The organism is Acidovorax sp. GW821-FHT10E03 (genome assembly GCF_059415205.1).
Genome location: NZ_JBWKMU010000008.1, coordinates 12,855 through 31,547 on the forward strand (window position 1 = coordinate 12,855; position 18,693 = coordinate 31,547).

The following is an 18,693-nucleotide window of genomic DNA, read 5'->3' on the forward strand; positions in this document are numbered from 1 at the left end:
CGCACTGCGCTGCATCAGGGCTGCAGACACCAGCGCGCGGTATAACGGTTGCACCGTTGCGACCCTCCTTGCAACGCAGCTTCACGGTCCACATGCCCACTACCGACTCCACTACCGGCCTCGACCCAGCCGTTGCCGCCCGGCGCCTGCGCGAGGAAGGCCCCAACGAACTGGGCATCAGCCAGCGCCGCACGCTGCGCGACATGGCCTGGGACGTGGTCACGGAGCCCATGTTCCTGCTGTTGCTGGGCGCAGGCGCCATCTACCTCGCGATGGGCGATGCGCACGAGGCGCTGATCCTGCTGGGCTTTGTGGTCATCATCATGGCGATCACGGTGCTGCAGGAGCGCCGCACCGACAACGCGCTGAATGCCTTGCGCGACCTCTCCAGCCCCCGCGCGCTGGCGTTGCGCGGCGGCACCCTGGTGCGCATTGCGGGCCGCGACGTGGTGCGCGAAGACCTGCTGATGGTTGCCGAGGGCGACCGCATACCGGCCGACGGCACGCTGCTGCAGGCCCACGAGCTGGCCGCCAACGAGTCGATGCTGACCGGTGAATCCGAGCCCGTGGCCAAGCAAACTGCCGACAAGGTGTTTGCGGGCACGCTGGTGGTCGGCGGCCAGGGCCTGGTTCGGGTCACGGCCGTGGGGCGCCACACCGAGCTGGGGCGCATTGGCCAGTCGCTCGACACCATTGCGCTGCAGGCCTCGCCGCTGCGCGAGGAAATGGCGCGACTCACGCACAAGCTGGTGCTCATCGGGCTGTCGCTGTGCGCGCTGCTGGTGGCCCTGTTCTGGGCGCTGCGCGGCGACGCGCTGCAGGCCGTGCTGGCGGGTATCACGCTGGCCATGGGCATCCTGCCGCAAGAGCTGCCCGTGATCATGATCGTCTTCCTCGCCCTGGCCGCGCGGCGGCTGGCGGCACAGCAGGTGCTGACGCGGCGGCTCAACGCTATCGAGACGCTGGGGCAGACCACCGTGCTGTGCGTGGACAAGACCGGCACCCTCACGCAAAACCGCATGGCCGTGGCGGCGCTGTGCATCGCCGGCCAAGAGCTGGATGTACAGAACCTGCGCGCAGCAGCAGGCGGCACGGCGCTGCCGGAGGCTTTCCACGAACTGCTGGAATACGCCGTGCTGGCCAGCGAGATCGAACCGCACGACCCGATGGAGCAGGCCTTTCACCGCATGGCGGGCGACCATCTGCTGGGCACTGATCATTTGCACCCCACATGGTCGCTGGCGCGCGAATACGAGCTGTCGCCCCGGCTGCTGGCCATGAGCCACCTGTGGCGCGACGGCACCTCGGCGCACGACACCGTGGCCACCAAGGGCGCGCCCGAAGCCGTGGCGGACCTCTGCCACCTGCCCGACGCCGAACGCGCCGCCGTCAGCGCCCAGGCCGCCCGCCTGGCCGACCGGGGCCTGCGGGTACTGGGCGTGGCCAAGGCCCGGCACCGCGCACAGGACACCTGGCCTGACATTCAGCACGACTTTGACTTTGAGTGGCTGGGCCTGGTGGCCCTGGCCGACCCGCTGCGCCCCGAGGTGCCCCAGGCCGTCGCGCAATGCCGCCAGGCGGGTATCCGCGTGGTGATGATCACCGGCGACCACCCCCGCACCGCCCGCGCCATTGCGGCCCAGGCGGGCATCGCCCATGAGAGCGTGGTCACCGGCGATGAGCTGGCCCAGATGCCGCCACAGGTACTGGCCGACAAGGTACGGCAGGTCAGTGTGTTTGCCCGCATCAAGCCGCACCAGAAACTGGCGCTGGTCGAAGCCCTCAAGGCCCAGGGCGAGGTGGTGGCCATGACGGGCGACGGTGTGAACGACGCCCCGGCCCTCAAGGCCGCCCACATCGGCATCGCCATGGGACAGCGCGGCACCGACGTGGCGCGCGAGGCCGCAGCCCTGGTGCTGCTGCACGACGATTTCGCAGCCATCGTGTTGGCGATTCATCGGGGGCGGCAGACCTTTGCCAACCTGCGCCAGGCCATGGTCTACACGCTGGCGGTGCATGTGCCCATCATTGGCCTGGCGCTGCTGCCGGTGCTGCTCGGGCTGCCGCTGGTGCTGGCGCCGCTGCACATCGCGTTTCTGGAACTGGTCATCGACCCGGCCTGCTCGATCGTGTTCGAGGCCGAGGAAGGCGCTGCCGATCTCATGCAGCAGCCGCCGCGCGGGGCTGGCGAGCCCCTGCTCTCGGCACGCCACTTCCTGCTGAGCATGTTGCAAGGCAGCGTGGTGACCGCCGCCGTGGTGGGCCTGTATGCCTGGCTCCTGGGCCAGCCGGCACATGCCGCCACTGCCAGCACGGCCGCATTCGTGGTGCTGGTGGCTGCGAACGCAGCGCTCATCCTGCCCAGCCGCAGCAGCGACACCCCCGGCATCTTGAGCTGGCGCAGCCTGTGGGCGGGCCTCACCCCCGTCAGCCTGTGGGTGTCAGGGGGCACGCTGGCGGCGCTGACCGCGATCACCACCGTGCCGGGGCTGGCCAGCGCTTTCAAGTTTGCGCCGCTATCGCCCCCGCACTGGTTCATGGCGCTGCTGGCCGGGCTGGCGCTGACGGCAGTGTTTGCGGCCAACAAGCGGTGGCTGCAGCCCGCGACACTGGAGCACAATCACCCGCCTGCTTGACCACACCGCCGCACGCCATGCCCATCGCTCTGGAATCAATCGACCACGTCGTCCTCACCGTTGCCAGCATCGACAAGACCATTGCGTTTTATGAGCGCGTGCTGGGCATGATCGCGCGGGAGTTCAAGCCCCGGCGGTACGCGCTGCACTTCGGCGCGCAAAAGATCAACCTGCACGAAGTAGGCACGGTGGTGGACCCCAATGTGCGCCATGCCACTGCGGGCTCGGGCGACCTGTGTTTTCTCACCAGGATGCCGCTTGACGATGTCATCGCGCACCTGCAGGCCGAAGGCGTCGCCATCGTGCAAGGCCCGGTGGGTGCAACGGGCGCACGCCACAGGCTGCGCTCGGTCTATATCTACGACCCGGACGAAAACCTGATCGAGATTGCCAACGAGGTGTGACCGGCTCGCGGCGCGGGCTGCGGCACCCGTGCCGACAACACGCTCAGAACTCCGCCGAAATCGCGGCCCGCAGCAACGCTGCGGCGGGCTCCACCAGCTCCTGCAACTGGCCCGCCCGCTCCTGCTCGATCGCCTGCAGGACCATCTCGTTGATGCCGCCCACGACCGCCATGGCCATGGTGGGCTGCAGCGGCGTCTTGCGCAGGCGCTCGCCCGGGCGGTTGTTCACCACGTCCAGCATCAGGTCGGCCAGTTGCTGGTTGGCGCGCCGCCGCGCTCCCAGGCCCGGAGCGCCCAGGCCCAGGATCTCGATGAACAGCGTGCGCAGCAGCACCGGGTTGCGCGTGAGCACGCCGAAGTACGCACCCATCGCCTGCTCCACCTGCGCCTGCCAGTCGCTGTGCGGGTCGATCGCCGCGCGCAGCACCGCGATCGCATTGCCGCTGGCCACCTCGTACAGAGCGATCAGGCACTCGGCCTTGTCGGCGAAGTTCTCGTAGAACGTGCGGCGCGACACGCTGGCCTCGCGCACGATGTCGGCGATGGTGGTGTCGGCATAGCCTTTGGAGGCCACCGCACGGGCCATGCCCTCGAGCAGACGGGCGCGGGGCTCGGGGGCCGGGGCGGAGGGGGCGGCGTCAGGGGTCGGCATGCGGATGGGGGCAGGAATCACAGCGGGTACTTGACAGTACCACACCTGGCAGGCATGATCCAGATCATTGGTACTTACCAGTACCAGCCCTGTTCCCCGGCCTTCCCAAGGAGTGTTTTCCATGACCGAACTTGTTGTCCGCCGCCTGCTGATCGACCTTGAAACCCCGTTCGAGCGCCACTGGTGCGGGGGGGATGCGTTTCGCTCGGCGTTCTTCAATGCGCTGTCGATGAGCTTTCCGGTGGGTGAGCAGTTCTTCATCGACGCCGTGAAGGACGGCCACAAGGCCCTGCCGCCCGAACAGCATGCGCGGTTCGCGGACGAAGTGCGCGGCTTCATCGGCCAGGAGGCCACGCACCGCCGCATCCACGCGCTGTTCAACGGCCACCTGGAAAAGCAGGGCCTGGTCAACGAATGGGCTCCCCGCGCGCAGGAGCGCATGAAGCTTTTCGCCCATGCCGATCCGCGCCACCCGCTGGCCGTGACCGCCGCCAACGAGCACTTCACCGCCCTGCTGGCCGAATGGCTGCTGGCGCACCCCGAAACGCTCGCCGGCGCCGAGCCGCGCCTGGCCACGATGTGGCAATGGCACTGCGCCGAAGAATCGGAGCACCGGAACACGGCCTTCGACCTGTACCAGGCCCTGGGCGGCAACCACGAATGGCGCATCACCTGGTTTCGCCGCATCACCCTGGTGTTCCTGGGCGATGTGCTGCGCCAGACCCTGGGCAACCTGCGCCGCGACGGCACGCTGTGGAAGTGGAGCACCTGGGCCAGTGCCGCCCGCACGCTGCTTGGCAAGGGCGGCCTCGTGCGCGAGACGTGGCGGCCCTGGCGCGAATACCTGCGGCGCGACTTCCACCCCGGCCAGCACGGCAGCGACCTGTCCGCGCGCTGGCTGGCCGAACACAGCGACGCCTTCACCCCCGTGGGCGCGCGCTGATGCCGGCAACGGACCACCGCGCACCGCCCCTTTGACCCGCAAGCCCCGTGCTGCTACAAACCAACCACCTGCCCTGCACCGCGCGGCCTGCCCCCGGCCACCGGGGCAGGCGCTGACCACGACGAGCTGAAACATGACATCCAACAGAACGCACCGGCGCAAGAGCCGGGCAGGCGAAGCTTTGCTGTGCCTGATCGCCACCGTCCCCCTCGCGCTTGCCGCCGGGGCCGCACATGCGCAACCCATGGCGTTCGACGCCGCGCTGCAGCAGCTCGGCCAGCGTTCCGACCAGCTTGCCGCCTCGAAAAGCGCCATCGAGAGCGCACGGCTGCGCCGCGATGCGATGCAGCGCCTGGGCGGCCCGGTGGTCAACCTGACCGGAGCGGCCTATGCCTACAACGCCAACCTGGATGTGGACCTGAACCCGCTCAACCGCGTGCTGCCCGGCGTGCTGTCGCAGCTGCCGCCACAGCTGGCGGCCCCACTGGCGCAGCTGCCACACCTGCCGTCGAGCTACACGCTCAACCGCCACAAGAGCGACACCACCAGCTCCGTCTCGGCCGTCTGGCCGATCTACATGGGGGGCGCCAGCCAGGCGGCGCGCGGCCTGCTCGATGCGCAGACCCACGAGGCCGAGGCCGACGCCGCCAGGACGGGCCATGAAGCGACCACGCTGCTGGTGCAGCGCTACTTCGGCACCCAGCTGGCCGAGCGGGCGGCCGCGCTGCGCGAGGCGGCCCTGGCCACCATCGAGCAGCACGACGCGGCCGCGCAGAAGATGCTGGACGCCGGCGTGATCGCCCGCGTGGAGCGCCTGCAGGCCCGCTCCGCCCTGGAAGAGGCCCGCCGCAACGCCCGCAAGGCGCGCGACGACGCCGAGCTGGCCGCCACCGCCCTCACCCGCACGCTCAAGGCCAGCGAACGCGTGACGCCCACCAGCCCGCTGTTCGTGCTGAACGGGCCGCTCGAGCCCCTGCCGCAGTTCATCGACACCGCGCTCGCGCGCCACCCGGGCCTGTCCAAGGTGGCCGCCAAGAAGGAGCAGGCCACGCAGCTGCACGCCGCGCAGGAGGCACTGCGCAAGCCCCAGGTGTTCGCCTTCGGCCAGCGCCAGCTCAAGACCGGCAAGGAGGCCGACTGGGTGGCGGGCGTGGGCGTGCGCTGGACGCTGTGGGATTCGATCGACCGCAATGCGCTGGCCGAGTCGTCCAACCGCCAGATCGAGCAGGCCGAGCGCACCGGCGCGCAGGCGCAGAACGACATCGCCCTGCTGGTGGAAAAGCGCTGGCTGGGCGTGGAGCAGGCCCGCCGCCAGTTCCTGGCCATGGCCCCCAGCCTGGAACTGGCCGACGAGGTGCTGCGCCTGCGCGCCGCGGGCCTGAAGGCCGGCACCAGCACCACGCTGGACCTGATCGACGCGCAGGTGAACCAGGCCAAGGCCCAGACTGAACGCGCCCAGGCGGCGCACGACTACGTGAAGGCCCTGGCCGACCTGCTGGAGAGCTGCGGCCTGTCGGAAGACTTTGGCAACTACATGGCGCGCGCCGATGCAGTGCGGCTGGAATGAACGAAGGCGAAACGAACGAAGGCGAATGACATGAGCAACAGCAAGAACAACAGCAAGAAGGCCGCCGTGATCGGCACCGTGGCCGTCGTGGCCGTGGCCGGTTTCGTGGGCTTTGGCCTGTGGAAGGCCTCGCAGCCCGCACCCGAGCTTTTCCAGGGCCAGATGGAGGCCCAGGAGGCCGACATCGCTCCCAAGGTGACCGCGCGCATCGCGCAGATCCTGGTGAAGGAAGGCGACCAGATCGCCGTGGGCGCGCCGCTGATCCGCATGGACAGCCCCGAGGTCAAGGCCAAGCTGGCCCAGGCCACCGCCGCGCAGGAGGCCGCCCAGGCCGTGGCCGACAAGGCCCAGCACGGCGCCCGCCCGCAGGAAATCGAAATGGCCCGGCTGAACTGGCAGCGCGCCGTGGCCGCCGCCGACCTGGCCGAGTCCTCCTTCAAGCGCGTGGACGGCCTGGCCCGCGAGGGCCTGGTGGCCGCGCAAAAGCGTGACGAGGCCGAGGCCAACTTCAAGGCATCGCGCGACCAGGCGCTGGCCGCCAGGGCCCAGTACGACCTGGCCCGCGCCGGCGCCCGCCCCGAAGACCGCTCGGCCGCCAGCGCCCAGGCGCGCCAGGTCGCGGGCGTGGTGGCCGAGGTCGAGGCCGCCCAGGCCGAGACCGAGCTCAAGAGCCCCGTGGCGGGCGAAGTGGCCAAGGTGCTGGCCCGCACCGGCGAACTCTCTCCCCAGGGCGTGGCCGTGGTCACCGTGGTGGACCTCAAGGACCAGTGGGTGGTGCTGAACGTGCGCGAGGACCGCCTGCAGCGCTTTGCCATCGGCAGCGAGTTCGACGCCACGCTGCCGGCCCTGGGCAACAAGGCGGTGAAGTTCAAGGTCTACCACACCGGCGCCCTGCCCGACTTCGCCACCTGGCGCGCCACGCGCGCGGGCCAGGGCTTCGACGCCCGCACCTTCGAGGTGCGCGCCCGCCCCGCCGCGCCCATCGAGGGCGCGCGCCCCGGCATGACGGTGCTGGTGCAGTGAAATGTACCGACACCCCCTGAGCGCCTGCGGCGCTTCCCCCCGGCTCTCGCAACGCTGTGCGTTGCGGGCAGGGGAACGCAGCCCTCGCCGCGGGGCGGCCCTTGTCCGGCTGCCCTGGCTGGGCCGCGCGTCTTCCATGCCCTGCGATGGCCGTGAAGCGCAATGGATCATCGATGTAAAAATTGCCTTCAGCGCTTGATAGATAAGCGCTAGCAGCTATGAATTCAATAGTAAACAGCTTTCGCCGCGAGGCCCGCCGCCTGGCGGCCGACCCCTGGGACCTGGCCATGGTCACCTGGGTGCCGCTGCTGGCCGTGGCGCTGCTGTGGTGGATTTTCTCGGCCGGCCTGCCGCGCCACCTGCCCGTGGGGGTGGTCGATGAGGACCACTCCAGCCTGTCGCGCCAGCTGGTGCGCATGCTCGACGCCACGCCGGGCGTGCGCATCGCGCAGAACCACGCCAACGCGGCCGAGGCGGAGCGCGCGCTGCGCGCCCTCGAGGTCTATGCCGTCGTCACCATCCCGCGCGACTTCGCGCGCACCGTGAAGGAAGGCCGCGCCGCCCAGGTCACGCTGCTGCACAACGCGCAGATGGGCACGCATTCGGGCCTGCTGCAGCGCGACGTGCGCGCCGCCGTGGGCACGCTGTCGGCGGGCATCGAGATGGCCGCGCGCAACAAGCGCGGCGAAAGCGCGCAGGCCATGCGCGTGAGCATGGAGCCCATCCACACGCAGCTGGTGGCGCTGTTCAACGTGTCGAGCAACTACGAGCAGTTCCTGGGCGCGGCGCTGATCCCCGCGCTGCTGCACATCCTGGCCATGACGGCCGGAGCCTGGACGGTGGGCCGCGAGCTGCGCGACCGCAGCCTGGGCGAGTGGCTGGGCACGGGCCGTTTCGTCCCTGTCGCAGGCGCCTTGCTGGGCAAGCTCGTGCTGCCCTGGGCCACGCTCACGCTGGTGGGCCTGCTGGCGCTGGCGGGCATCACCTGGGGCCGGGGCTGGCACCCGCCGGGCAGCCTGCCCTGGGTGGCCGCCGCGCTGGCGCTGCTGATGGCCGTGTCGGTGGCGGCGGGCGCGGCCCTGGCGGCCCTCACGCGCTCGCTGCGCACCGCGCTGTCGGGCGCGGGGTTCTTCGCGGCGCCGGCGTTCGCGTTCAGCGGCGTGGCGTTTCCCCTGGCGGGCATGCCCGCCAGCGCGCGCGCCTGGGCCGAGGCCATGCCGTTCACGCACTACATCCGGCTGCAGATCGAGCAGTTGCAGATGGGCGCGCCGCTGGCCACCAGCGTGTCCACCATGGCGGCGCTGCTCATCGCCACCGGCGTGCTCTGGCTCGTGGCCGCCATGGGGCTGAGCCTTGCCGCGGGCCAGCCCGCCAGTTGGGGAGGCCGCTGACATGCACGTCCACACGAACCCCGCCCCCCGGGGCCTGCTGCACGCCTGGCTGCTGGCGCTGGCCACCATGGCGCGCGACAAGGGCGTGCTGCTGCTGCTGATCGGCGCGCCCGTGCTCTACGGTTTCTTCTACCCCTGGTTCTATGCCGACGAGGTGCTCACCCGCGTGCCCGTGGCGGTGGTGGACATGGACCACAGCAGCCTGTCGCGCCAGATCACGCGCTTTGCCGACGCCGACCCGCGCATCGAGGTGCGCCTAGTCACGGGCAGCGAGCGCGAGGCGCAGGAGGCCCTGTGGCGCGGCGAGATCGAAGGCTATGCGCTGATCCCCGCCAACCTCAAGCGCAGCGTGGTGCGCGGCGAGAACGCGGTGGTCAGCATCGAGGCCAACGGTGCCTATGCGCTGCTCAACAAGGCCGTGCAGTACGGCTTCGCCGAGGCGGTGGGCACGGTGTCCGCCGGGGTCGAGATCCGCAAGCTGCAGGCCGGCGGCCAGAGCGCGCAGCAGGCCGCGGCCAGCCGCGCGCCGGTGCAGCTGCAGATGGTGGCGCTCTTCAATCCCATCGAGGGCTATGGCAGCTTCGTGGTGCCCGCCGTGGCGCTGCTGATCCTGCAGCAGACCCTGCTCATGGGCGCCGCCCTGCTCACCGGCACCTGGGTGGAGGCCGGCGAGCACCGCGCCAGCGCCACCACCTGGCTGGGCCGCCTGCTGGCGCTGAGCACGCTGGGCTGGGCCAGCGGGCTGTTCTACTTTGGCTGGATCTTCGTGCTGCACGGCTACCCGCGCGGCGGCAACCCGCTGGGCGCGCTGGCGCTCCTGGCCTGCTACGTGCCCGCCATCGCCGCGCTGGGGTCGCTGCTGGGGCTGTGGTTCGGCAACCGCGAGCGCGCGCTGCAGGTACTGCTGTTCACCACGCTGCCCATCGCGTTCGTGGCCGGTTTCTCGTGGCCCGTGGAGGCCCTGCCCGAGCCGCTGCAGTGGCTGCGCTGGCTGCTGCCCAGCACCTCGGGCGTGCAGGCCTCGCTGCGGCTCAACCAGCTGGGCGCGCCGCTGTCGGCCGCCCTGCCCCACCTGAGCGCGCTGGTGGCGCTGTGCGCGGTGGCCACGGCGGCGCTGCTGAACAAGACCCGCCCCCGGCCCCTGCCAGCCGTCTGAGCACCACGCCGCGCCGGGCCCGCCGCCCTGCTCCCTCACCGCTCACCGGCGGGCGGGCAGCCCGGCCCACACGTCCATCGCCTGCCACTCCAGCGGCAGGCGGACATCCACGCCGTCGCGCGCGCCCCGCTCGCGCAGGTAGGCCATGGACACATCGAAGGCATCGAGCGGCGGGGGCATGGGCTGCATGGGCCGGCCCGGAGGCTGCCAGAAGTCGTCCCAGTGGATGGGAATGACGCGCCGGGCGCCCACGGCGGCGATCACCTCGGTCCACAGCGCGTCGCGGTAGCTCTCGGGCCGGGGCCCCAGCGCGCCGATGCCCTGCAGCACCACGTCGGCCTGCACGCCGCGCAGCGCACCAGGCTCGAAGCCCGCGCTGCCCACGATGAGCAGCGTCCTGCCACCATGCTCCACATGCAGGGCATAACTTTGCCCCTCCTTGTAGTCGCTGGCACGCACCGGCGGGTGCAGCGGGGCGGTGACCTCGCCCCCCGTGAAGCCGGTGGGCGCATGGCGGCTGGCGAACAGCGTCGCCGTGAAGCGGCCAAAGCGCTGCGGCTCGCCCAGCTTCGCCACGCGGATCTGCGCCTCGGCCAGGCCCCAGCCGCGCCCCACGTTGGCCGTGGACTCGGAGCCCAGCAGCAGCGCACCCATGCGCCGCGCGACCTCGGGCGCATCCATGGCGTGGTCGTAGTGCGAATGCACGGGGATCACCGCCGCCAGCCTGCCCGTTTCGCCCGGCAGGCCGGCACGCCGCAGGCCCTGCGTGATGGCCTGCATGTCGGGCTCCACCTTGCCCAGGAAGGTCTGCAGCTTGCCGGGGCGAGAGAAAAATCCGTCCGTCATCAGCGCCGTCTCGCCGTCGTCCAGCAGCACGGTGGAAACGCCCAGGAAGGTCACCTTGACGGGTGGCGGCGCCTCGCCGCCGGCGGGCACCTTCCAGCGCAGATCCGCGTACGGCTGCAGCGAGGGGTGCTGCTGCAGCGCCCAGGCCAGCGCGCCCAGCGCGAACACCGCCAGCAGCCCCAGGGCCAGCAGCGCCTTCTTCATCAGCGGCCGCATCGCGCTCACGCCACCTTGGCCGCGGCCGCCGTGCCAGGGCGGCGCAGCACCAGCATGCCGAACAGCGTGGCCAGGAGGTACATGCTGACCGAGTAGATGGCGGCGGGCAGCGCGAGCTGGAAGTTGCCGAGCACCGACAGCGCGATGAAGATCGCGAGCGTGGAATTATGGATGCCGATCTCGAAGCTGATCGCCGTGGCCATGGACTTGTCCAGCCCCGCCGCGCGTGCGAGGTAGTAGCCCGATGCGAGGCTGATGGCGTTGAACAGCAGCACGGCCGGGCCGATGCCCGCGAAGGACTCCACGAGCGCCGTCCACTCCTTGGCGATGGCGATGAGCGCGAACGCCGCCAGCACCACGGCGCTGAAGATCTTCATGGGCTTTTCCATGCGTGCGCTGAACGCCGGCGCGCGCCGGTGCACCGCCATGCCCAGCACCACGGGCACCAGCACGATGACGATCACCTCCACCACCTTGCCGAACTGCAGCGGCACCACCTGGCCCTTGCGGGCAAAGGTGTCGATGGCCCAGTTGGTGATGAGCGGCAGGCTCGCGATGGACAGCACGGTGTTGATGGCGGTGAGCGAGATGTTCATCGCCACGTTGCCGCCGAACAGATGGCTGAACAGGTTGGCCGACACGCCGCCGGGCGATGCCGCCAGCAGCATCAGCCCCACCGCGTAGACGGGGGCCACGCCCAGCAGCACGATGAGGGCGTAGCACGCCGCCGGCAGCACCAGCACCTGCAGCACCAGGGCCAGCAGCACCGCGCGCGGATGCTGCAGCAGGCGCCTGAAGTCGCCCACCGTGAGCGACAGGCCCAGGCCGAACATGACCAGCCCGAGCGCAATGAACAGCAGGGTGGGAAGGATGGAAACAAAGCTCATGTGCACACACGGCCCGCAGAGGGCCGTGCTCCGTTCAAAGCGGGTGGAAACGGCGATGCCCACGGCGCCACAAGGGCGCCGTGGGCGGAGTGCCGCGACCGGACGACAAGGAGAGAGAGAAAGAAAAGGAAAAAGGGACAGCGAGGCGGGCGGAAAAAGCGGCGTGCCCCTAGGCCGCCGCCTGGCCCGTGCGCAGGCGCACCGGTCCGCTGCGCAGTTCGATGGCGGCCTGCACTTCCTTGCGCAGGCCCAGCGCGAAGGCCCACTCGGCCACCACGAACAGCGGGCCCACGATCAGGCCCACGAGGTCGTCCACGAACGCGGGCTTGCGGCCTTCGTAATGGTGGCCCACGAACTGGATCACCCAGCCCACGGCGAACAGGCCGATGCCCGTGGCCAGCCACACGGCCATGGACTGCAGCGCCACCCACTGCGCCACCACCAGCATCGCGGCCAGCAGCGCCGCCATGGCCAGGCCAAAACGCAGGTCGAGCCGCAGGTAGAAGACGCTGCTGGCCAGCGCGCAGAACAGCGCCGGGGTCAGGGGCAGGCCGCCCACCGCCCACGCGGGGCGCGAGAGCAGCACCACCACCGCGAACATGATCATCGGCACGCCCACGAAGTGGGTGTGGATGTTGCGCGGGTCGCGGTGGTAGTCGGCGTACTGGGCCAGGTGGTCGATCAGGGTTTTCATGGGTGTCTCCTGGTATTGTTTTGAGCAGGATCAATGGTCGCCCCGCAGGGGCCGCAACGTCTGTCGTACACACGACAAAAAGCCCCCTTCCCTTCAGCACTTCCCCTTCAGCCCCTTCCTTCCGCCCCGCGCGCGCCCCGCCCTCCCCGCATGACCCACCCCGCCGCCTACCTGCCCGTTCTCCAGTCCGGCCGCTGGTTTGCCCACCTGCCGCCGGACTTTGCCCAGCCGCTGATCGCCATGGCCCACCTGCGCCAGTTGCAGCCGGGCGAGGTGCTGTTCCTGCGCGGCGACGCCCCCTGCGGGCTGTACGCGGTGGTGCGCGGGGCCATCAGCATCTCGGGCACGGGCGGGCGGGCGCACGAGGCGCGCGCTGCGCTGCTCACGCGGCTGGAGCCGCCGCACTGGTTTGGCGAGATCTCGGTGTTCGACGGCTCGGCGCGCACCCACGACGCCCATGCCGCCGAGGCCAGCACGCTGCTGCAGGTGCCGCACGAACGGCTGCAGGCTTGGCTGCAGGCCCACCCGCAACACTGGCATGCGCTGGCCCTGCTGCTCACCGACAAGCTGCGCACCGCCTTCGTGGCCATGGAGGAACTGGCGCTGCTGCCCGCCCCGCAGCGCCTGGCACGCCGCCTGGTGATGATGGCCGAGGGCTACGGCCAGTGGACGGCCGAGGGCCAGTCGCGCCGCGTGATCGGCATCTCGCAGGAGCAGCTGTCGCTGATGCTGGCCATCTCGCGCCAGACCACCAACCAGATCCTCAAGGACCTGGAGTCGCGCCACCTGGTGCGCGTGCAGCGTGGCGAGGTGGAGATCTTGGACCTGGCGGCGCTGCGGGCTGGCTGCTACTGAGTCCATGGGCAGCCAGAGGTATTGCGTATTGCGCGCTACCTGAGGTGTCGGTGCTGCATTCTTCGTACGCGCCCTGCAGGCTGCGGCCTTCTGCGTACACGTAGCTAAAGCCCAGTTTCTCGGCGTCGCTGGTGCCGGGGCTCCAGAGTTTGCTCCAGAAGCCCAGGAGCCATTGGACCAGGCCGGGTTGTTCGGCCTTGGCGGGTTCTGCCTCGTCGTCGTCGGCCAGCAGGTTGTTCAGGTTCTTGCCGGTTTTGTTGCCGGTGCTGCCACTGCTTTGTGTGCCGCTGTACAAAGGCTCGGTCTTGAACACGCGCTGGCCCAGGCCGTTGTGGGCGTATTTGGTGGTGGGGGCGTCTTCGCCCTGGCCGGTGCTGGCGCTTTCCATGCGGCCTTCGCTGTCGTAGCGATAGCTGGTCAGGCCGTCGCCCAGCAGGTCGCCTGCGCTGTTGTATTGGTAGGTGACGCTGGTGTTGGCCGCGCTGCCGCCCGCGGTGGCGGTTTGCGTAAAGCCCAGCAGGCGGTTGTGGGTGCTGGCACTGCCGTAGGTGCGGCTGAGGGTGCCAGGGGTGCCCACGGTGGTGGTCTGCACGCTGGTTGTGCGGTTGCCGTTGGCGTCGTAGGTGTAGGTGGTGGTGCGCCCGGTGTCTCCAAGCTGGATGATGCGGCCCGCCAGGTCGTACTTGACCGTCCAGAGCTTGGTGGCCTGGCTGAGGGTGCTGTCCTGGGGGTTGGTGCTGGCGGGCTGCCACAGGTCTTGGCTGATGGTCGTGATGCGGCCCGCTGCGTCGTACTGGTAGCTGCTGAATTCGGTGGTGGCCAGTTGGCCCGCCGTGTTGTAGCTGCGGGTGGCGGGGATGGCGGCCGCACCGCCGGGCAGGTTCCAGCTCCAGCCGGTGGGCTGGCCCAGGGGGTTCCAGGTGATGCCGCTGACCAGGGGCTGGCCCGCCCAGGTCAGGCCCGTGAGCTGGCCGGTGGTGTCGTAGACGTTTTGCAGCACTTGCCCGCCGGGGTAGGTGGTGCTGGCCAGCAGGCCCTGGGGGTTGTAGCCGTAGCTCACGCTGCGGGTGTCGCCGTTGATCAGGGTCTGGGTCTTGGTGGTGATGCGGCCCTGCAGGTCGCGCTGGTAGGTGGTGGTGCCGCTGGCGTCCAGGATTTCAGAGAAACAACCGATGCTGGCAGGGGGAGCGCTGGGAATGCTGGCGTGTGATGCGGCCCCGGCAAAGACGAAGGCCAAGGCCAACAGGGTGTGGAGCCTGCTGGCCTTGGCGGGTTTGAGGCCGAATTGGCCTCTGGCGCTTGATGAGTAAGCGCTGGCAGCTATGAAATTAGGAGTTTTCAATAGCTGAGAGCCAGCATGAGTGGAGCGTGTTGCACTTCACTTTTGAATCCGCCCTTCCAGGCCTGCATTTTCTAAAGACCAAAAACTCAAATCATCCCCAGAACCATGCTCGTCCCTGCCATTTTTACCAATCGAGTACAGATTGAAAGGCTTTATAGCCCCCTCCGTCAAATAATACCTGATCGGTTGTTCCCATCCATCAAGAACACGCGCGGTTGGATATATAAAATTCCCTTGCGGCGGAGCCAAATCCTCCAATACTTTAGGATAATGATGGAATTCTTTTTCAAACAAACCAATAGCGGCACCCACATCAGAAATATTCATATTTGTGGTCTTCACGCGCTGATTTTCATGCACCTTCCCAAAGAACAAAAATCCAAATAATATAAAACCAATCGATAGAAATAAAAGCAAAACAACAACTTTTGGACGGTTCATGCTTTTTCCTATCGCCTACAAGTGCAGTCTGGATTGCTCTTTAAATACCTGCTGTAGATGGCATCCTCATCCACGGGGGTTGATCTCGGATTTCCCCACATCGTTCCCTGCTTTTTTCTCTTACTTGGATGCATAACCCCAAATTCCCATCTCTCACGATTCCATATTAATTCGTGATTTGCCTCGCCTCCAAAAATTCTCCGAAATGCACTATCCGTACTGTGCATACTCTCATGAAAAACCTTGCTAATTCGAGTATTAAACTCTTCAGGTGACAAGCACCCAGGGGTGGACCATTCAGGACGAAAAATCATATTTCCAGATATTAATTCTGTCGCAGCAATGTCATCAGGGTTACTAGGAACACCAAACATCCAAGTTCCTCTTGGCCGAAATTCGCCAAATTCATATGCTAGTTCCCTAAGCATAATCTCAATATCAGTCGCACTCAATCCCGCAGGATCAATAAATGACAATGCGTTTTGATTTACGTACCCAAATCTGTTGAATCCCCCATCCAACCCAATCGGATCGCCCTGCGTATACCGCCCTGTGCTCGGCGCATACGTGCGAAAGTAGTTGTAGTGCAGCTTTGTCTCTGGGTCAAAGTATTGCCCCGGATACCGAAGGTTGAACGTGACCTACGCAATGCTGGTGGCCCCCGTCGTGGGGTTGGTCGTCTCGTTCGTGAACCGCTTTGCCCCCGTCGTCGGCTGCTCGTCCCCGAACGCGCTGTACGCCCACTGCCACGCGGCTTGCCCATCGGCCTGGGTGAGCTTCCTCGGGGTGTTCAGGTGGTCGCTGTGGATGGCGTAGGGTTGGCCTTTGATGATGGCCGCTATCGGCATCGGCCCTGCTGCCGTGGGCAGGTAGAGGTATTGGTTGGTGCCGCTGCTGTGGCTGCCGCCCGATCCATATTCGCCCAGCAGGCTGCCGTCCTCTGCATAGACGTAGCTCCAGCCGAGTTTCTCGGCATCGCTGGTGCCCGGGCTCCACAGCTTGCTCCAGAAGGTGAGGAGTTGCTGGATGAAGCTGGGTTGCTCTTGAGGCTCCTGGTCGTCGGCCAGCAGGTTGTCCTAGTTCTTGCTGGTGCTTTGGGTGGCGCTGCTGTACAGCGGCTCGGTCTTGAATACGCGCTGGCCCAGGGCGTTGTGGGCGTATTTGGTGGTGGGGGCGTCTGCGCCCGAGCCGGTGGTGGCGCTCTCCAGGCGGCCTTCGCCGTCGTAGCGGTAGGTGGTCAGGCCGTCGCCCAGCAGGTGCGTATGGTTGTGGCTGGCCGGGGGAATGCTGGGGAGACTGATAGCGTGGGATGTGGCCCCTGCAAAGACGAGGGCCAAGGCAAGCAGGGCGCGAAGCCTGCTTGCCTTGCCGGGTTTGGAACCAAATTGGCTGCTAGCCCTTGATGGGTAAGCGCTAGCAGCTATCAATTCAGGATTTTTCAATAGCTGCTAACTAAACCCCGGTAGGGAGTATTGCACTTCGTTTTTGAGTTCACCCTCACCCTCTATTGGTCAAAGGAAATAGGTTTGCACGATTTTAGTAGAAGGCAACCTGACCCATGTATCTGTAAAAATCATCCGCAGATCAATCAAATTTTTATTAGCACCGACTCCGGCTGCGGATATTTAATCAAGGGTGAGAAATCAGTTTTCCAAAAATCCATCTCATAAAGATTTCCCTTTTCATCCACATTAATCGAAATAACCACAGGGACGCCATCGTCATCAAAATAATCCGCCTCAACCAGAATTCCACCTAGTGACCGCTCTTCAGTCATAACGAATTTTACGCTCCCCATACCCCCATCCGACATATCACACACCTTCCCCCGCGCGATCTCTTCTTTAAAGCGAAGAAAGTCTGCATGCTTAGATAGCAATGCAGTCAAAAGCATTTTTTCATCTTCGCGCAAAAAACGCGTTTTTTTATTTTCTTGGCGGAGTAATTCGTCCGACATTTATAGTCCCATCCGATAATTTAAACGCACTATATTCAAGTTTTGTGCCATTTAACACAACACTACCACTGTACTGCCCGCCTACCAAGGATTCAGCAGATCTCAAAAGGTCTTGCCTAATAGTCTCTTGCACCGCCTTCCGATCAAATCCTGCTTTTTCTACATGCCTGAAAGTGTGAGATATTTGATTTTCTACCTTACCGAACTGTATTGCTAATTCGTCAATGCTTTTAGCTGCACAGTACGCGCCAGTATCAACTCCATGAATGATGGCCTGGGAGACAGGCGTCATTTTAGAAACCGCTGCAGGAATCGCCTGCCCCACCATCGCAGCGCCAACAGAGGATCGTGCTGCAATGCTGGAGCCCGGCAGCGGCACCGGGTCCATCGCTGCAGAGTGGAGCAGCATGGTGACTTCTGCCATCGCAAAAACACCGACGCAAATGGGGCAAAGTCCGTTCGGATCGGTGAAGAACAACGGATTTTGTTCGGCATATCCAAACCGGCTCCAACCGCCGTTTAGCCCAATCGGATCCCCCTGCGTATACCGCCCCGTGCTCGGCGCATACGTGCGGAAGTAGTTGTAGTGCAGCTTGGTCTCTGGGTCAAAGTACTGCCCCGGATACCGCAGGTTGAACGTGACTTCCGGGATGCTGGTGGCGCCCGTGGTGGGGGTGGTGCTCTCGCTGGTGAATCGCTTGGCCCCAATGGTGGGCTGTTCGTCGCCGAACGCACTGTATGCCCACTGCCACGCGGTTTGCCCATCAGCTTGGGTGAGCTTTCTGGGGGTGTTCAGGTGGTCGCTGTGCACGGCGTAGGCCGTTCCCTTGATCACTGCCGCGATCGGCAGGGGGCCGCTGGCGGTGGGCAGGTACAGGTATTGCGCGGTGCCTGTGCTGTTGCTGCCGCCCGAGCCGTATTCGCCCAGCAGGCTGCCGTCTTCTGCATACACGTAGCTGTAGCCCAGCTTCTCGGCGTCGCTGGTGCCGGGGCTCCAGAGTTTGCTGAAGAAGCTGAGGATTTGCTGGATGAGGCCGGGTGGTTCTGCCTGGGTTTCCTTGTTGTCGTCGCCTTCGTCGTCGGCCAGCAGGTTGTTCAGGTTCTTGCCGGTTTTGCTATTGCTGGTGCCGCTGCTTTGTGTGGTACTGCTGTACAGCGGCTCGGTCTTGAACACGCGCTGGCCCAGGCCGTTGTGGGCGTATTTGGTGGTAGGGGCGTCTTCGCCCTGGCCGGTGCTGGCGCTTTCCATGCGGCCTTCGCTGTTGTAGCGGTAGGTGGTCAGGCCATCGCCCAGCAGGTGCGGGTGGCTGTGGCTGACTGGGGGAATGCTGGGGATGCTGATGGCGTGTGACGTGGCCCCGGCAAAGACAAGGGCCAGGCCCAACAGGGCGCGAAGCCTGCTTGCTTTGCCGGGTTTGAAGTCAAACTGGCCGCTGGCGCTTGATTGGCAAACGCTGGAAGCTATGAATTTAGGAGTTTTCAATGGCTGCGAAACGGCATGCGAAGGGCGCGTTGGACTTCACTTTTAAATCCACCGTCGAAGGGCTTCAGGTTTTGCGTGATTTAGGCAAAAGGCAAGACCTGACCCTAATAACTCTCCGGCAAAGACGAGGGTCAAGGCCAGCAGGGGGTGGAGCCTGCTGGCTTTGCCGGTTTTTGGGCCAAATTGGCCGCTAGCGCTTG

Annotated in this window: 18 protein-coding genes and 1 pseudogene; 9 read left to right on the forward strand and 10 right to left on the reverse strand. The window is 66.4% G+C overall.

Annotation, left to right across the window (positions count from 1 at the left end):
* The first annotated feature begins 92 nt into the window (after positions 1-92).
* Positions 93-2,636: a cation-translocating P-type ATPase gene (locus AC07OD_RS15100; RefSeq protein ID WP_494597385.1), complete on the forward strand. Its 2,544-nt coding sequence runs from the start codon at positions 93-95 to the stop codon at positions 2,634-2,636.
* A 17-nt stretch (positions 2,637-2,653) separates the two neighbouring features.
* Positions 2,654-3,040 (forward strand): VOC family protein, encoded by a 387-nt coding sequence (locus tag AC07OD_RS15105; RefSeq protein ID WP_218297618.1) that lies wholly within the window; start codon positions 2,654-2,656, stop codon positions 3,038-3,040.
* Positions 3,041-3,083: 43 nt separating this feature from the next.
* On the opposite strand, the gene AC07OD_RS15110 is transcribed toward AC07OD_RS15105, so the two are convergent.
* Positions 3,084-3,692, reverse strand: a complete 609-nt coding sequence (locus AC07OD_RS15110) for a TetR/AcrR family transcriptional regulator (protein ID WP_218297619.1) — start codon at positions 3,690-3,692, stop codon at positions 3,084-3,086.
* Positions 3,693-3,813: 121 nt separating this feature from the next.
* On the opposite strand from AC07OD_RS15110, the gene AC07OD_RS15115 reads away from it, so the two are divergent.
* The 5 genes from AC07OD_RS15115 to AC07OD_RS15135 all read left to right on the forward strand — a co-directional run bounded on the left by AC07OD_RS15115 (position 3,814) and on the right by AC07OD_RS15135 (position 9,772).
* Positions 3,814-4,635, forward strand: coding sequence for a metal-dependent hydrolase (locus tag AC07OD_RS15115; protein WP_218297620.1), 822 nt, complete (start codon positions 3,814-3,816; stop codon positions 4,633-4,635).
* Between the two features lie 133 nt (positions 4,636-4,768).
* On the forward strand, positions 4,769-6,202 hold the full coding sequence (locus tag AC07OD_RS15120) for a TolC family protein (RefSeq protein ID WP_218297621.1): 1,434 nt from the start codon (positions 4,769-4,771) through the stop codon (positions 6,200-6,202).
* Between the two features lie 30 nt (positions 6,203-6,232).
* A complete protein-coding gene (locus AC07OD_RS15125; protein ID WP_218297622.1) occupies positions 6,233-7,225 on the forward strand; it encodes an HlyD family secretion protein in 993 nt (330 codons plus the stop codon).
* A gap of 218 nt (positions 7,226-7,443) precedes the next feature.
* Positions 7,444-8,616 (forward strand): ABC transporter permease, encoded by a 1,173-nt coding sequence (locus AC07OD_RS15130; RefSeq protein WP_218341627.1) that lies wholly within the window; start codon positions 7,444-7,446, stop codon positions 8,614-8,616.
* A 1-nt stretch (position 8,617) separates the two neighbouring features.
* Positions 8,618-9,772 carry an ABC transporter permease gene (locus tag AC07OD_RS15135; protein WP_494597386.1) on the forward strand — a complete coding sequence of 385 codons (1,155 nt, stop codon included), beginning with the start codon at positions 8,618-8,620 and terminating at the stop codon, positions 9,770-9,772.
* A gap of 42 nt (positions 9,773-9,814) precedes the next feature.
* Here AC07OD_RS15135 and AC07OD_RS15140 read toward each other — a convergent pair whose 3' ends face one another.
* The 3 genes from AC07OD_RS15140 to AC07OD_RS15150 all read right to left on the reverse strand — a co-directional run bounded on the left by AC07OD_RS15140 (position 9,815) and on the right by AC07OD_RS15150 (position 12,415).
* Positions 9,815-10,834, reverse strand: coding sequence for an MBL fold metallo-hydrolase (locus tag AC07OD_RS15140; protein ID WP_369643759.1), 1,020 nt, complete (start codon positions 10,832-10,834; stop codon positions 9,815-9,817).
* 5 nt (positions 10,835-10,839) lie between these two features.
* Positions 10,840-11,721 (reverse strand): bile acid:sodium symporter family protein, encoded by an 882-nt coding sequence (locus AC07OD_RS15145; RefSeq protein ID WP_494597387.1) that lies wholly within the window; start codon positions 11,719-11,721, stop codon positions 10,840-10,842.
* A gap of 169 nt (positions 11,722-11,890) precedes the next feature.
* Positions 11,891-12,415 carry an Mpo1 family 2-hydroxy fatty acid dioxygenase gene (locus tag AC07OD_RS15150; protein ID WP_218297627.1) on the reverse strand — a complete coding sequence of 175 codons (525 nt, stop codon included), beginning with the start codon at positions 12,413-12,415 and terminating at the stop codon, positions 11,891-11,893.
* A 150-nt stretch (positions 12,416-12,565) separates the two neighbouring features.
* Between AC07OD_RS15150 and AC07OD_RS15155 the strand changes: the two genes are divergently transcribed.
* Complete coding sequence (locus AC07OD_RS15155) at positions 12,566-13,270, forward strand: Crp/Fnr family transcriptional regulator (RefSeq protein ID WP_492253470.1); 705 nt, start codon at positions 12,566-12,568, stop codon at positions 13,268-13,270.
* Here AC07OD_RS15155 and AC07OD_RS15160 read toward each other — a convergent pair.
* From AC07OD_RS15160 to AC07OD_RS15170, 3 genes and pseudogenes are all read right to left on the reverse strand, one after another.
* The gene (locus tag AC07OD_RS15160; protein WP_494597388.1) at positions 13,179-14,507 is read right to left on the reverse strand and encodes a hypothetical protein; all 1,329 of its coding nucleotides are present in this window, start codon (positions 14,505-14,507) and stop codon (positions 13,179-13,181) included. The two genes, AC07OD_RS15155 and AC07OD_RS15160, sit on opposite strands and share 92 nt — an antisense overlap.
* A 141-nt stretch (positions 14,508-14,648) precedes the next feature.
* On the reverse strand, positions 14,649-15,053 hold the full coding sequence (locus tag AC07OD_RS15165; protein ID WP_492253472.1) for a type II secretion system protein GspG: 405 nt from the start codon (positions 15,051-15,053) through the stop codon (positions 14,649-14,651).
* 8 nt (positions 15,054-15,061) lie between these two features.
* Positions 15,062-15,673: pseudogene (locus AC07OD_RS15170) on the reverse strand (RHS repeat-associated core domain-containing protein); the annotation flags it as partial.
* Positions 15,674-15,689: 16 nt separating this feature from the next.
* Between AC07OD_RS15170 and AC07OD_RS15175 the strand changes: the two are divergent.
* Complete coding sequence (locus AC07OD_RS15175; RefSeq protein WP_492253473.1) at positions 15,690-15,869, forward strand: hypothetical protein; 180 nt, start codon at positions 15,690-15,692, stop codon at positions 15,867-15,869.
* 260 nt (positions 15,870-16,129) lie between these two features.
* Here the strand turns inward: AC07OD_RS15175 and AC07OD_RS15180 are convergent, their stop codons facing one another.
* The 3 genes from AC07OD_RS15180 to AC07OD_RS15190 form a co-directional block, all read right to left on the reverse strand.
* The gene (locus AC07OD_RS15180; protein WP_492253474.1) at positions 16,130-16,390 is read right to left on the reverse strand and encodes a hypothetical protein; all 261 of its coding nucleotides are present in this window, start codon (positions 16,388-16,390) and stop codon (positions 16,130-16,132) included.
* Between the two features lie 251 nt (positions 16,391-16,641).
* The gene (locus AC07OD_RS15185; protein WP_492253475.1) at positions 16,642-17,010 is read right to left on the reverse strand and encodes a DUF6984 family protein; all 369 of its coding nucleotides are present in this window, start codon (positions 17,008-17,010) and stop codon (positions 16,642-16,644) included.
* Complete coding sequence (locus tag AC07OD_RS15190; protein WP_494597389.1) at positions 16,979-18,493, reverse strand: RHS repeat domain-containing protein; 1,515 nt, start codon at positions 18,491-18,493, stop codon at positions 16,979-16,981. Before AC07OD_RS15190 ends, AC07OD_RS15185 begins: the two co-directional genes overlap by 32 nt.
* Positions 18,494-18,693 lie beyond the last annotated feature (200 nt).

Excerpts from the sequence above, each read along its gene's own strand:
- AC07OD_RS15100 (WP_494597385.1), top strand. The coding sequence starts at position 93 with ATGCCCACTACCGACTCCACTACCGGCCTCGACCCAGCCGTTGCCGCC.
- AC07OD_RS15105 (WP_218297618.1), top strand. The coding sequence starts at position 2,654 with ATGCCCATCGCTCTGGAATCAATCGACCACGTCGTCCTCACCGTTGCC.
- AC07OD_RS15110 (WP_218297619.1), bottom strand. The coding sequence starts at position 3,692 with ATGCCGACCCCTGACGCCGCCCCCTCCGCCCCGGCCCCCGAGCCCCGC.
- AC07OD_RS15115 (WP_218297620.1), top strand. The coding sequence starts at position 3,814 with ATGACCGAACTTGTTGTCCGCCGCCTGCTGATCGACCTTGAAACCCCG.
- AC07OD_RS15120 (WP_218297621.1), top strand. The coding sequence starts at position 4,769 with ATGACATCCAACAGAACGCACCGGCGCAAGAGCCGGGCAGGCGAAGCT.
- AC07OD_RS15125 (WP_218297622.1), top strand. The coding sequence starts at position 6,233 with ATGAGCAACAGCAAGAACAACAGCAAGAAGGCCGCCGTGATCGGCACC.
- AC07OD_RS15130 (WP_218341627.1), top strand. The coding sequence starts at position 7,444 with ATGAATTCAATAGTAAACAGCTTTCGCCGCGAGGCCCGCCGCCTGGCG.
- AC07OD_RS15135 (WP_494597386.1), top strand. The coding sequence starts at position 8,618 with ATGCACGTCCACACGAACCCCGCCCCCCGGGGCCTGCTGCACGCCTGG.
- AC07OD_RS15140 (WP_369643759.1), bottom strand. The coding sequence starts at position 10,834 with ATGCGGCCGCTGATGAAGAAGGCGCTGCTGGCCCTGGGGCTGCTGGCG.
- AC07OD_RS15145 (WP_494597387.1), bottom strand. The coding sequence starts at position 11,721 with ATGAGCTTTGTTTCCATCCTTCCCACCCTGCTGTTCATTGCGCTCGGG.
- AC07OD_RS15150 (WP_218297627.1), bottom strand. The coding sequence starts at position 12,415 with ATGAAAACCCTGATCGACCACCTGGCCCAGTACGCCGACTACCACCGC.
- AC07OD_RS15155 (WP_492253470.1), top strand. The coding sequence starts at position 12,566 with ATGACCCACCCCGCCGCCTACCTGCCCGTTCTCCAGTCCGGCCGCTGG.
- AC07OD_RS15165 (WP_492253472.1), bottom strand. The coding sequence starts at position 15,053 with ATGAACCGTCCAAAAGTTGTTGTTTTGCTTTTATTTCTATCGATTGGT.
- AC07OD_RS15185 (WP_492253475.1), bottom strand. The coding sequence starts at position 17,010 with ATGTCGGACGAATTACTCCGCCAAGAAAATAAAAAAACGCGTTTTTTG.